This window comes from Bacillota bacterium, assembly GCA_013178415.1.
Taxonomy (GTDB): Bacteria; Bacillota; SHA-98; order Ch115; family Ch115; genus Ch115.
The window spans coordinates 118,406-132,080 of sequence record JABLXA010000006.1 but is presented as its reverse complement, the minus strand read 5'-3'; the positions used below and the strand labels follow the sequence as shown (position 1 = coordinate 132,080).

Genomic DNA, 13,675 nt, shown 5'->3' with positions numbered 1-13,675 from the left:
TGGAGCTTATTGGGATAGGTTAAAATGTGTAAGGCCGCCTCTTGAGTGGCTAGACCAGAATGAGAGGGACTTTATCCAGGAGCTGATTATGTCTATATAAGGGCACCGGAAGGGAGGAGAGTTCATGAGCAGAAGAATCACCATCAGTGCAATCCAGCTTCCCGACTATCACGGGGAAGGCTCCCTGGAAGAGAAACGCGACTATAATGTGAGAGTCGCTTTTGAGATGATAGAGGAGGCCGCAGGCAGGGGATCCGATATAGTTTGCCTTCCCGAGGTCTTTCAGGTGGTTGGTGTAGCGGAAACCTCAGATGAATTTGTTAGGTTTGCTGAGCCTGAGGAAGGGGGGCTTGCAAAGACGCTCTGCGGACTGGCTCGTCGATTGGGTGTAAGTATGATTGCCCCTGTGGTCGGACTCTATGGGGAGACGCTTAGGAATGTTGCCTGGGTGATATCAAAGGAAGGAAAGATAGTCGGCCGCTATTTCAAGGTGCATTGTACACGAGGAGAGCGTGATCGCGGGATATTGCCAGGAGACAGCTGGCCTGTTTTTGATCTTGGTTTCGCGAAACTCGGAGTTATGATATGCCATGATAATAGCTTCCCCGAGAGCGCAAGATGTCTTGCCTTGAATGGAGCCGAGATCATCTTCTGGCCCCACGTCCAATCGGGATGGGGGGATGAGGTCTGGGATATCACACTCCGTTCTAGGGCCATCGATAACGCTGTCTACATTGTGTCGTGTTGCTTCGGTCGGCGTCCTGGTGAAGGCTGGCGCCCAGGGATGATGGTAGGAAGGAGTGGGGTTATAGGGCCTGACGGGATGATCTTGGTGGAAGCCGGCCGGACACAGGGGATAGCCACAACCACGGTTGACCTGGACCTGCCCGTGATCAAGCATTCCTTCACAAAGGCGGGCTGGCAGGATTTCAAGGTTGAGATGCTAAGAGATAGGCGACCTGAGACCTATGGTGTAATCGCCAAGACTTCGCGTTGAATGGGGATGAGGTTGGTGCTCTCGGATATAAGGCCGATTGAGGCCAATTGTGATTTTAAAGATGAGATTTTTAGAGTACCGCTCGCCTTTGGGGCAGGGGTCATAAAAAGCGTCACCTCCTTCACGGTTAGATTAGAAGTTGAAAATAGGAAAGGTAAGAGGGCCATAGGCCTTGGAAATGTCCTTTTGAGCGACCTCTGGGGGTTTCCTACACCCCATATAACGCATGAGAAAAAGGACACCGCCATGCGGGAGATCGGCCGAAAATATGCGAGGCTGATCTCGGAATACCGGACTTACGCTCATCCAGTTGACATTTACATGGATACTGTAGGGGAACTCGAAAGGATATCCCGGGAAGTTGAGAAAGAGCTCGACCTTGGAGAGCCCATCCCACAGCTTGCGGCCAAGCTTTGTATGGCTCCCGTTGATGCCGCGCTTCATGATGCATTCGGGGCAGCGAATGGAGTCTCCTCTTATGATGCCTATGGTCCAGAGTTTATGGAACATGACCTCAGCGCATATCTGGGATCTGATTACCGGGGTAAATATATTTCGGACTACATTCGTAAGAACTACACAACTAGCCTTCCTGTGTTTCACCTTGTAGGGGGCAAGGATAAACTCCGGAAGGAGGATATCACGGATTCGGACCCGAAGGATGGGCTACCCGTGAGCCTCGATGAGTGGATCAGGCGGGATGGCATCTTCTGCTTCAAGATAAAGCTAAAGGGTAATGACCTCGATTGGGATACTCGGCGTATCATCGAGGTAGCGGATGTGGTCATGGAGAATGCGGGCTATATGGGCAACCCGGAATTCTATTTTTCCGTGGATACGAATGAGATGTGCGATAGCCCGGAATATATGGTTGAGCTTCTCAAAAAGCTCAAAGCCGAGAAGAAGGAAGCCTTTGACGCTCTCCTCTATGTAGAACAGCCAACGGAGCGCGATCTTGAGGCCCACCGTTTTGATATGCGACCTCTCGCAGCCATCAAGCCTGTCCTGGCGGATGAGGGAGTAACGACTCTCCATGCTGTTGACGTGGCTCTCGGACTAGGATGGTCTGGCTTAGCCCTCAAAACGTGTAAAGGTCATTCATTCACGCTCTTGTGCATGGCGAAATGCGAACAGGAGGGCAAGTCCTATTCAGTTCAGGATCTTACGAATCCTGGCTTTTCCCTCATCCAGTCTGTAGGGCTCGCTGCACGGATAAATCCAATCATGGGTGTAGAGTATAATTCCCGCCAATATATTCCCTGGGCCGATAAGGAAATCCAAGAAGCCCATTTGGATGTATTTACAGTAAGACAAGGTCGTGTCATGACTGGAAGCATTGGGGGGCTCGGACTCGGATATGGAGAGACCATCGTCGCCTCGTAGGTACTCTGGGGTGATCGATTTTCATAATAATTACGTAGCTTGGAGGGCATAGCATGTTTAAGATAGGGGTAGTAGACCTTGATACTTCACATCCTGTCGCCTGGGTGCCAAAGATCAATGCCTATGGTGATATGAAGGTGGTAGCGGTATGGGATTCTGGTGCAGTGAACCCTAGAAGCTATGTGGAGGAATTTGCTCAGAAAAACGGGATAGAAACCGTAGTCGATTCGCTTCCCGATATGGCGCCATTGGTGGACGCGGCAATCATTCACGGGGTGGACTGGGATGTACATGTCGATAAAGCCATACCCTTTGTAGAGGCCAAGAAGCCTGTCTTGATTGACAAACCAATGGTTGGCAAGCTCCGCGATATAGACAGACTCCTCGCGCTTCACAGGAAACATCCCGATGTTCCAATCATGGGGGGTTCCAGCCTGAGGTTCGCCAGGGAGGTAGCAACCCTCAAATCTCAAATGAAGGAGTTTGGGGATGTTTCTTGCGCTTTCGCGAGCGGCCCAGGTGACTTCTTCAGCTATGGCATCCATACGGTAGAGATGTTCCAAGGAGTTCTAGGCACTGGGGTCAGATACGTTCAACACCTCGGATCCAGAGGCCAGAGCGAATTATTCGAAGCTAGATATTCCGACGGCACCATGGTGGTCTATCAGCTTTCGGCCCCAGTCCATGAGTGGTTTTTAATAGTCTCCACTTCTAAAGGACTGAAGGCTATTACTGTGGACAGTTCTAAAATATATGATGCCATCATCGAGCGCTTCCATGAAATGCTCTGCAAAGGTGAGGCTCCCCTCCCCTTAGAGCAACTCCTGGAAGCCGTGAAGATACAGCTTGCGGCCCAAAGGGCGCGGAAAACGGGAATGGCTGTCTATTTGGATGAACTTCCTTATGATGATGGTTTCGATGGGAAGGCTTATACAAATCAGTACAGGATAAATAAATGGAAGGGACAGTACTAGTTCTAGCGCTCCCGAATGAAGACAGAGTATCAGCAATTTGGGAGACGCCTTGGAAGGGGAGATGTCAATGAAACCCAGGATTGCACTGCTGCAGAGCCATGCTTTAACTAAGAAGCTCTTCAAGGAAGAGTATCTCGAAAGGCTTCGGCAGGTGGCTGATGTTGTCATCAATTCCAAAGATGAGAACCCCACATCAGCTGACGTGGAGCAGGTCCTTGAGGGGGCTTCAGCGTGTATTACATCATGGGGATGCCCGATGCTTACAGCGGAGATCCTTGACAAGGCTCCAGATCTCAGGCTGGTCGTGCATGCCGCAGGCACCGTAAAGGGTATTGTCTCAGATGCCGTCTGGGAGAGGAATATCATTGTGACCAGCGGCTCCCCCGCGATCGCGATCGGGGTTGCGGAAACGGCCCTTGGTCTCACAATTACCTCGCTCAAGAACATCTGGAGGCTCTCAGCGCTTACGCGTCAGGGGCTATGGCGTGAAAATCAGGCAGCCATTGACGATTGCCGGGAGCTCTTTGAGATAACCGTAGGAGTTATAGGGGCAAGCAATGTAGGCAGGCATTATATCAAGCTTCTCCGGAATTTCGAAGTTGAGATCCTGGTTTATGATCCTATATGGTCTGCGGATAAAATCCGTGAACTCGGCGCCCGGAAGGTCGAGCTCGATGAACTTCTGATGAAATCTGATGTGGTATCGGTTCACGCGCCAGCTATCCCTGCGACCCGGCATATGCTGAACAAGGATAACCTTAGGCTAATGAAGGATAACGCTATCCTAATCAATACGGCACGGGGTTCGATAATAAACGAGGAAGACTTGATAGCCGAACTCAAGAAGGGGAGGATCTGGGCCTGCATCGACGTTACGGATCCTGAGCCGCCGACAAAAGACAGCGCCCTTCGCTCACTTCCTAATGTTATTTTAACGCCCCACATTGCCGGCGTTGTAACCAATGGCCTCTTCAGGCTCGGAAGATACGCAACGGAAGAAATCGAGCGTTTTGTGGCAGGCGAGGCTCCCATTAATCCCGTCAAGAAGGAGAGCCTATCTTATATAGCTTAGACAAATCCCATGCGGCTGCGGCAGCACCGTCAAAATGATGAAGACCGCGACGCGCATTTTTCCGGATGGAGATTATCCTTTGAGGTTTGCCTAATTGAGCGTGCAGGCATGAATGAACAGTGAAAGGATGGTAGGCTGTGTTGGAGAAGGTCAACGTGGGGCTTATCGGCGCGGGGTCTATGGCCAATTCCGTGCATTACCCATCACTTGCTGAATTCCCGGACGTCAATATGGTTGCTATATGCGATCTTGTCGAGAGCAAACTCAATGCCACAGCGGATAGATTCAACATTACCAGGCGGTATATAGACTATAAGGAAATGATCGAAAGGGAGCGCCTGGATGCGGTATATATTCTCATGCCTCCCCATCATCTATTTGACATCGTTATTTACGCGCTCAAGAGAGGCCTTCATGTTTTCATCGAAAAACCGCCGGCAGTAACCACATTTCAGGCGAAGTCCATGGCGAGGATAGCCGCTGAAAATGGATGTATCACGATGGTGGGCTTCAATCGAAGGTATATACCAATGATGACCTATGGGAAACGGTATGTTGAGGAACGCGGAAAGATAAATCAGGTTGTTGCCACGTTCTATAAGAAATCTTCCGCTGTTTACTATGATGGCGTTGTAGATGTCATAGGTTGCGATGCCATTCACGCTGTAGATGCGCTAAGGTGGATGGCCGGAAGCGATGCCATGGAGGTCGCGTCTCTTGAGAGCCAGTATGATGATGTTGTGCCTAATAGCTGGAATGCCATAGTGCGTTTCGAAAACGGGGTATCGGGGATCCTCCTCACGAACTGGAACGTCGGCACGAGGATACATACATTCGAGATCCACGCTCCTGGTGTAAGCGCCTTTTTAAATCCCAACGATAAGGGTTTCATTTATGAGGACGGAAAAGTCACTGTCATAGATACAAAGGAGATCGCGGGTAGTGGGGAGAATTATAAGTATTACGGATTCTTCGCAGAATCACGGCATTTCATCGACTGCGTAAAGGCTGGAAAGGAGCCATCGAGCAGCTTTGCTGACGCGGTGAAAACTATGGAGCTGGTGGATATGATAAGGGCTAAGACTATATAGTTGTTAGTCTCTTCAATATTCATCAGATGAGGGGAGATGCCCGGCATATCTCCCCTCATTTATAGGCAATCGACCCTCTATGCTCCCCATGTCAAAATATGAAGGATACTATCATGAGAGATCTTGCGCATCTGGTTCGGTCTCTAGATCCAGGATTATCGCAGTCATAAGAAATTGGGGGTGGAGTCTATCGCCAGAAAGCTATTCCCGGAACCGAAGTGTATGGACCTTTTGGATGGGTACCTTGAGTTCGGTAGGCAGGTAAATCTTGTGCTCACTCCAGAGGCAGGCCGCTTTGGGACCCAGGCTGCAGAGGAACTCGCCATGGCAATCCGCAGGAAATGCGGGAATATCGTAAATATCATAGATGGCCCGGGAGAGGGTAAGGCTATCTACATTGGCAGATCTTCCGAGAGTATTGCGAAGGATTGGTGGGCTCTTAACCGCTATCCTTTGGGAAGCCATGATCAAGGCTACTTCCTTGATATCTCCGATGCAGGGGTTTTCCTCTCAGGAGATGATCATGCTGGCATCTTCTATGGCTGCAAGACTCTCGAAAACCTTCTTGAGCTTAGAGAAGGGAACCTTGCGGCGCCGAAGGTGAAGATACGCGATTTTCCTGACTATCGCTATCGAGGGCTTTACATAGAAGATAAATGGGGCCCCGACCTCATGACTCTAGATGATTGGAAAAAGCTTATTGATTTCATGGCCAAAATAAAACTCAACTTCCTCGGGGTGGGAGTCTATGGGTGCTGGTGCATCCAATATGACAATAAGATAACGGAATTTCTTATGCTGCCTTTAAAGAATTATCCAGATCTCGCCACTCCCAAGACTATCCGCTACTACTCGCCAAGCAAGGCAGGTTATGTGACGCTGGAATACCTTCCTACTATGTTTGCTCAGGATTTCTTTGGCGAGGTCATAGCTTATGGTAAGGATCACAATGTGACTGTAAGGCCGCATTTCAACAGTCTAGGCCATAACACCCTAATTCCAAGGCATTACCCCGAGGTATCCTCAAAGGATGAGAATAGCCTTCCTACTGGATATGGTTTCTGCCTCTCTTCACCAAAGACATATGAGATGATGTTTAAGATCTATGACGAGATAATTGAGAGGTACCTGCTTCCCAATGATGTTCATTCCTTCCACATGGGAATGGATGAAATCTACCCGTTGATCGGGATCGATCCCATGGAACCTAAGCGGTCGGTGGATCCATGGTGTAAATGCAAAGAATGCAGTGCCAAAACCCGTGAAGAACTCCTAGTTGAATATCTTTTGCGACTCATGTCCCACCTTTCGGATAAGGGTATCGATCAGATCTGTCTGTGGAATGACCAATTAGTAAGGCATATGGATGTGCTTGGAGACAAATTCGCGCGCCAGATCGAGGAGAGGGGGCTCAAGGATAAGGTAGTTCTTGAGTGGTGGTGGTACGGACTCGAACCGCCCGAATCTTTCCGTACGCTGCGTTCAGAGCTCGGGCTCAAGCGGTGGGTTAATCCCATGATTGGCTATTATTTTTGGATGATCAACGAAAGTTATCTCCAAAACATCCAGCTTATGACGAAACTTGGATATGAGAATGGGGCTGAAGGGATTGAACCCTATGGAGCATACGACCCTGCTTTCCATAGGAACTACCTGGCGCTCTCAGAGTGGTCCTGGAACCGGGAGACGGTGGATAAGCCCTCAGACTTTCGGGCGAAGTACGCCGCACTGCTTCAAGGTTCTCCGTCTTCGCAGGCGGCAGAGGAGGCTATGGCTGAGTTCGATAAGATAGTCGAGCCTGGTCCGGTCAGAGGTCTCATAGTTCCACATCTCATGCGGGATCTCACCATGATGCGCAATGCATTCCTCGAATTACGCAGCCAACTTGCTGGGATCGTGGACTCCATCAGGGCAGGCCAAAGGCCTCGAGAATTGGCGCCCCTTGAGTGGGTCCTCACAAGGAAGGCTTGATAAACCAGCTTGTCGAAACAAGGGGGAGGAAATATGGGATTACGAGCAGGTTCCGCAAGGGTGGATATTACGCCCCCGCTAGGGACGGAATTAGCCGGCTATTTCAACGTAAGACGAGCAACTGGGGTATTGGATAGAATCCATGGTCGTGCCATGGTGCTTGAATTCGACGGAGAGAGGATCGCGATAGTTTCGGCCGACCTCTGCATGCTCTCGGAAGGCCAGGTGGCTGAGGTTAGATCTCGTGCCTCCCGCGGAACAGGCATTCCAGAAGGAAACATAATGGTGACATCCACACATATTCATACAGGGCCTGTCACAATGGGGCTTTTGAGTGGGAGCGTGAACTCCGACTATCTAGAAAATCTCATCGAATCTCTGGCGGGGGTGGTAGTTCTCGCCAATGAGAGGCTTGTGGATGCGGAGGTCGCCTGCGGGAGGGGTTCTCTTCCCGAGCTTGTTTTTAACAGGCGTTACGTCATGAAGGACGGGAGCTTACGTACTAATCCGGGCCGTGGGAATCCTGACATATTAAAGGCCGCTGGTCCAACAGATCCAGGGGTCCTGGCAGTGCATATCAAAGCGCTTTCTGGCAAGACTCTCGCCATCCTTGTCAACTATGCAAACCATGTGGATGTAGTTGGGGGCACCATGATCAGCGCAGATTTCCCCGGGGTTATGGCAAGAGAGATCGAGGCTGTAATTGGGGAAGGGACGGAGACACTTTATCTCATGGGAACTTCCGGTAACATTAACCATATTGACGTGGGACGTGCCGCCCGCTCCGAGCTGCGCAGCGAGGTTTTGGCCACTGATCCGGATGCCGCCATAGCGAGCCTTAAGGGATATGATGAGGCGAAGCGGATAGGAAGGATGCTTGCAGGCGAGGTCTTGAAGACCCTCGGTAATGCGAAGCCTATTCCAGTTTCGAGGCTTGTGGTCAGGAAGAAATCCGTCGAGATAAAGAGGCGGGCTGCGTCATCTGAAGAACTCGCTCGAGCCCGGGAACTCCTCGGGATTCATCAAGGAATGAAGGCCAGCGAACTCCTGGGGATAGACTTCACCAACGACCCGCTCTTGGTTGAGAAAGTCTATGCGAGGGAGATTCTGCTTTTGGATGAGGATGAAAGGAAGTCAGATACCCTTGAATTCCAGGTTTTGGCCTTTGGAGACGTAGCTCTCTCTGGTATACCTGCCGAGGCTTTCGTAGAGATCGGTCTTGCAATAAAACAAGGTAGCCCATTTCCGTTTACCGGGGTTGTGACCTTAGCTAATGGGGCGGCGGGTTATATCCCCATGCCCTGGTCATTCAACGAAGGTGGGTATGAACCAAGGCTTGCAAGGAGCAGCCGGCTAGTACCCGAAACCGCGGGCATCGTGATAGATGCGTGCCTGGGCCTCCTCCGGGAAGCATACCGGGGCTGACTTGCTGATGGAACTCTGACTGGAGGCCGGGTACTGGCCTCCCGAATCTAGGTAGATACTTTATTCGAAATATCCTGAGCCATTGAAGGAATTTGCAGCATTGGGAGCGAATAATATCACTATGGTATTAGTTAAGAAAACTAAGAAATATCAAGGGGAGAAGGGGTGGTATGAAGAAACTTGGCACTGGCGTTATCGGGCTCAGAATGGGCTATCAGCATCTCAATAAGGGCTCGGAAGCCTTGCACCATAAGGGCTACCTTCTATGGGACGAGAGGAACTGTAATCGCCGAGAATACAGCCCGCGAGATTTATGTATATCAGGCCTACCGCCCCGAGGTGCCGAGCTATGCTGCGATCCCGGTAAACATAAATAATCACAACGTAACCGGCGAGGTAGCAGAGCTCGTGGATGCCATATTGAATGACAGGCCGCTTGAGATGGATGGCAAGGAAGGGGCCAGGACCATAGCGGCTGGTATTGCGGCTATTGAGAGTACGCGCACAGGCCGGCCAGTAAAAGTGAAACGCATATGTTAGGTCCCATTGGGGAAGGGGGAGACGAGAGATGGTTGTACGCTGGGGTGTTATAGGGGCAGGTGGTATAGCCGACAGGAGGACTATTCCCGAGGGCATAACGAAAGCACGGGATACCAAGCTTGTTGCAGTAATGGATGTGGACGAGGCCCGGGCAAGGGCTGTGGGTGAGAAATATAGGTGCGAAGCTTATTCTCGCGAAGAGGACCTGCTATCAAGGGACGACATAGATGCGGTTTATATAGCGACACCTACTCACCTTCATCACCAACAAGCCCTTCTGGCATTTAATGCTGGTAAACACGTCCTATGCGAAAAGCCGCTGGCACTAACCCTCAAAGAGGCAGAGGATATGGTAGGAAAGGCCGAAACCGCCGGGCTTACGCTTGCCGTGGGATTCATGATGAGGTTTCACGCCCACCATGTGAGGCTCAAGGAGATGATCAATAAGGGCGAGCTCGGAGACCCTGTTCTAGGGCGAGCGCAGCTCACGTGCTGGTACCCAGATATCCCGGGGGCCTGGCGGCAGGTAGCTGAGCTCGGCGGGGGAGGAGCCCTCATGGATATGGGGAGCCATTGCGTGGATCTTCTTGAGATGTTCATGGGCAGGGTGGTGAAGGTGAGTGCCTTTAATGCTACTCTGACTCATAAGTATGAGGTGGAAGACAGTTCCGTCGTGGCTCTTCAGTTCGAAAATGGCGCTTTCGGGATAGTAGACAACAACTTCAACATCCCTGACGCCTCGGCTCTCAATGTGCTGGAGGTCTACGGCACCCGGGGGAGCGTGGAGGCAAGGGGGACCATAGGACAGAGTTCCCTGGGGAGGATGATCGCCAGGGTCGAAAAGGAAAAACGGGGCTATGAAGCTGCTCAAAGGCGGGAGGACTCTTCCGAAGAACAGGTGGAGGTTGCGCCCGTGAACATCTACCAGGCTGAGATCGAAGATGTGAATGCCGCCATTAGGGAGGGGCACAAACCTACAAATCCAGGGGAGAGGGGACTTTGGAACCTTAGAGTCATGTTGGCTGCCTACCAGTCTGCGAGGGAAGGCCGCACGATTCTTCTCTAAAGTTTCTCTAGAATTATGAAGGGCTGGAAGATAAGTCAAAATCGAGAGGGGTGTAAGATAAGTGAGTAAAGAGACCTTAGCGATATATGGTGGGGAACCGGTGACAAGGGAACGTTTCCCGATGTGGCCACAATTCTCCGAGGAGACCATTAAGGCTGCAACCGAACCCCTTATAACAGGGAAGGTCAATTATTGGACCGGAAAATACGGGATGGAATTTGAGCAGAAATTCGCCGAATGGAATGGTGCGAAATATGGGATAGGGACCTCAAGCGGGACTTCTGCGCTCCATACCGCTCTTGCCGCGCTCGGTATAGGCCCTGGGGATGAGGTAATCACAACCTCGTATACCTTCATAGCTTCGTCTTTCTGCATCTGCCAGGCCGGGGCCATCCCCGTGTTTGCGGATGTCCAGAGGAAGGACCACACCATTTCTCCCGAGTCCATAGAGTCGAAAATAACCGACAGGACTAGGGGCATACTCTTGGTGCATCTCTATGGGAACGTCTGTGAAATGGACCCGATAATGGAGATCGCTAGAAAACATAAGCTCTACGTGATCGAGGATTGTGCTCAAGCCCATGGAGCCATGTATAAGGGCAAGAAGGTTGGAACCATCGGAGATGTAGGGTGCTTCAGCTTTTGCCAGAGCAAGACCTTTACTACCGGCGGTGAAGGTGGCTGCGTCATTACCAACAACGAAGATCTGGCCTGGGAGTGCAGGTCATTTAGGGACCACGGATATGATGTGAAAACCCGTATGAACCTCCTTGAACTCGAGGAAGCCCTGCCATATATCCATAACAGAGTGGGCTTCAACTATCGGATGACCGAAATCCAGTCTCTCATCGGTCTAAAAGAGATGGAGAGGCTCGATTCGTGGAATCTTAAGAACCGGCGCAGGAATGGCGAGTTTCTGATTGCGGCTCTCAAGGACTGTCCCCAGATCAAATACTTGCCTATTCATAATGAGGAAGGTAAGGTCAATGGTTTTTGGATTTTCCCAATAGTTCTTGATCTTGACCGTCTTACCTGCGACAAAGAGACCTTTGTGAATGCGCTAGCTAAAGAAGGTATTCCCGTAGGTCACGTGCTCTGGCCGCAGAGTTACAAGGAGAGGGCATACCAGGAGCACAATGGCTTCGGGCGCGCCAGATATCCATTCAAAGACCCATTGGCAAACCCTGAGAGCGTAGATTATTCAAAAGTTCACTGTCCGAACGCTGCCTGGCTCGAGGAGCGGACCTTTACCGTCCCCTGTCATCCCACCTATGAGGAGAGGCACATGGAGCTGATTGCCCGAGGTATCCTTAAGGTGGCACGGGCTTTTGCCCGGTAGGAACATGATGAAACTATATCAATCAGGTCTCTAGAGCGAAGGAGAGAGGAATCATGGGAGAATTTAGATACTCGCTTGCGAAATTCCTGCCATTTCAGGATCACAAAGAGTGTGAGCGCGTCCGTGCTATAAAGAAGGAGGATATCACCAAGCATTCAAACCCGGATTTCATTATAAGAGTGATCGAAGACCGGGCAGAATTCTATCTCGAGTTTGCTTTGGATATCGTAAAGAGGATAAAACAGGCTCTAGATGAGGGGAGGCAGTTTGTGGCAATAATGCCTGTCGGCCCCATGCCCCAGTATCCGGTGGCGGCAAGGCTGATAAACGAATTCGGGATCCCCTGCAAGCACGTTCATACCTTCAATATGGACGAATATGCAGATGAAGATGGGAATACAGCGCCAATAGACTGGCCAGGGTCCTTCCAGAAGGCGATGATCGAGCAGTTCTTCATGAAGATAGACGAGCGCCTGCGTCCTCCAATGAGCCAGATCCATTTCCCGACAAAGGATGTGCTCGGGTCCTATGCAAAGATGATAGAGGACCTGGGAGGTGCCGATGTATGCTATGGTGGAATCGGCTGGTGCGGTCACATAGCCTTCTGGGAGGCTCATCTCGGCCTTGAATTTGGGAATGATCTGGACGCCTACATGAAGGCTGGCCCGAGGTGCGTGGAGCTCCATCCAATGACCATTATGCAGAATGCTCTCCACTCCTTTGGAGGAGATTGGTCATGGGTTCCGCCCAAGGCGAATACGATCGGACCTGCCCAGATAATGGGCGCCAAATATAGAAGTTTCTGGCTTGATGGTGATCTTGGCGGGGGCGTAAGCTGGCAGCGCTTTATCGCCAGACTCGTTGCTCATGGGAGAGTCAATACCCTTGTGCCCGGTTCGATTCTTCAGACTGCGCCCGGCACCTATACGATGCTAGGGGGAGTTGCCGATAACGTCGAGATCCACATGTCCTAGGAGGCTTGGACTATGGAAGCGGAGAACATCAAAGAGAGACTGAGCATACTTGCGATTGGCGCTCACCCAGATGATGTTGAGGTATTATGCGGTGGGACCCTTGCAAAATACGCGAAGCAGGGTCATAAGATTACCATATGCCATGCGCTTAATGGCGATCTTGGCCATTTCTACATCCCTCGGCCTGAGCTAGCCAGGATAAGGGCAGAGGAGGCCCGGCGGGCGGGTGCGCTGATTGGGGCGGAGGTTATCTCGCTGGACATATCCGACCTTGATATATACCCTGACAGGGAGACGCGGCTCAAGGTCACGGATGTCATCCGGAGGTCTAAACCCGACATCATAATCACCCATTCGCCTGATGATTATATGCCAGATCACACCACAACAGCCCAACTTGTATTTGAGGCAAGTTTTACAGCTACATTGCCCCAGCTCAAGACAGAGCATGAATTCCATCCTAATGTGACCCCTGTCTACTACATGGATACCCTTGCAGGGGTCAATTTCCTGCCCCAAGAATATGTAGATATCACTGATGTAATTGAAATCAAGAAACAGATGCTAGCCCAGCATGAAAGCCAGCTTACATGGATGCGCGACCACGACCACATAGACTTCATGGATTTCATGCTTACCCAAAGTAAATTCAGGGGGCTTCAGTGCGGGGTGGCTTATGCTGAGGGATTCAGGAAAATGGAGGTGTGGCCCAGGATCCCTGTGAAGAGATTCCTCCCATAGGGTTCCTAACTTCTGGCTTTTCGCGAGGGTGCATAAGGGCATTTTTGACGGCTGGGTCAAATCGAAGGTGGAGGCCCGTGCAGCTTCCGTCAAGCCTCCACT

At 51.0% G+C, this 13,675-nt stretch carries 12 protein-coding genes; all 12 read left to right on the top strand.

From position 1 onward, the window contains the following. Positions 1-124: 124 nt before the first annotated feature. The 12 genes from HPY52_07240 (at position 125) to HPY52_07185 (ending at position 13,573) form a co-directional block, all read left to right on the top strand. Positions 125-997 (top strand): carbon-nitrogen hydrolase family protein, encoded by an 873-nt coding sequence (locus HPY52_07240; protein ID NPV80060.1) that lies wholly within the window; start codon positions 125-127, stop codon positions 995-997. Between the two features lie 15 nt (positions 998-1,012). Further along, complete coding sequence (locus HPY52_07235) at positions 1,013-2,380, top strand: mandelate racemase/muconate lactonizing enzyme family protein (protein NPV80059.1); 1,368 nt, start codon at positions 1,013-1,015, stop codon at positions 2,378-2,380. A gap of 53 nt (positions 2,381-2,433) precedes the next feature. Beyond that, complete coding sequence (locus HPY52_07230) at positions 2,434-3,354, top strand: Gfo/Idh/MocA family oxidoreductase (protein NPV80058.1); 921 nt, start codon at positions 2,434-2,436, stop codon at positions 3,352-3,354. Between the two features lie 67 nt (positions 3,355-3,421). Beyond that, positions 3,422-4,426, top strand: coding sequence for a hydroxyacid dehydrogenase (locus HPY52_07225; GenBank protein ID NPV80057.1), 1,005 nt, complete (start codon positions 3,422-3,424; stop codon positions 4,424-4,426). A 137-nt stretch (positions 4,427-4,563) separates the two neighbouring features. Continuing rightward, complete coding sequence (locus HPY52_07220) at positions 4,564-5,517, top strand: Gfo/Idh/MocA family oxidoreductase (GenBank protein NPV80056.1); 954 nt, start codon at positions 4,564-4,566, stop codon at positions 5,515-5,517. 222 nt (positions 5,518-5,739) lie between these two features. Next, positions 5,740-7,488 carry a family 20 glycosylhydrolase gene (locus HPY52_07215; protein ID NPV80055.1) on the top strand — a complete coding sequence of 583 codons (1,749 nt, stop codon included), beginning with the start codon at positions 5,740-5,742 and terminating at the stop codon, positions 7,486-7,488. 33 nt (positions 7,489-7,521) lie between these two features. Continuing rightward, complete coding sequence (locus HPY52_07210; protein NPV80054.1) at positions 7,522-8,913, top strand: hypothetical protein; 1,392 nt, start codon at positions 7,522-7,524, stop codon at positions 8,911-8,913. Positions 8,914-9,093: 180 nt separating this feature from the next. Continuing rightward, the gene (locus tag HPY52_07205) at positions 9,094-9,453 is read left to right on the top strand and encodes a hypothetical protein (GenBank protein NPV80053.1); all 360 of its coding nucleotides are present in this window, start codon (positions 9,094-9,096) and stop codon (positions 9,451-9,453) included. A gap of 28 nt (positions 9,454-9,481) precedes the next feature. Continuing rightward, a complete protein-coding gene (locus tag HPY52_07200) occupies positions 9,482-10,519 on the top strand; it encodes a Gfo/Idh/MocA family oxidoreductase (protein ID NPV80052.1) in 1,038 nt (345 codons plus the stop codon). Positions 10,520-10,640: 121 nt separating this feature from the next. Beyond that, complete coding sequence (locus tag HPY52_07195; GenBank protein NPV80051.1) at positions 10,641-11,858, top strand: DegT/DnrJ/EryC1/StrS family aminotransferase; 1,218 nt, start codon at positions 10,641-10,643, stop codon at positions 11,856-11,858. 53 nt (positions 11,859-11,911) lie between these two features. Beyond that, the gene (locus HPY52_07190; protein ID NPV80050.1) at positions 11,912-12,832 is read left to right on the top strand and encodes a hypothetical protein; all 921 of its coding nucleotides are present in this window, start codon (positions 11,912-11,914) and stop codon (positions 12,830-12,832) included. A 12-nt stretch (positions 12,833-12,844) separates the two neighbouring features. Continuing rightward, entirely contained in the window at positions 12,845-13,573 is a 729-nt protein-coding gene (locus HPY52_07185; GenBank protein NPV80049.1) for a PIG-L family deacetylase, read from the top strand. Positions 13,574-13,675: the final 102 nt, after the last annotated feature.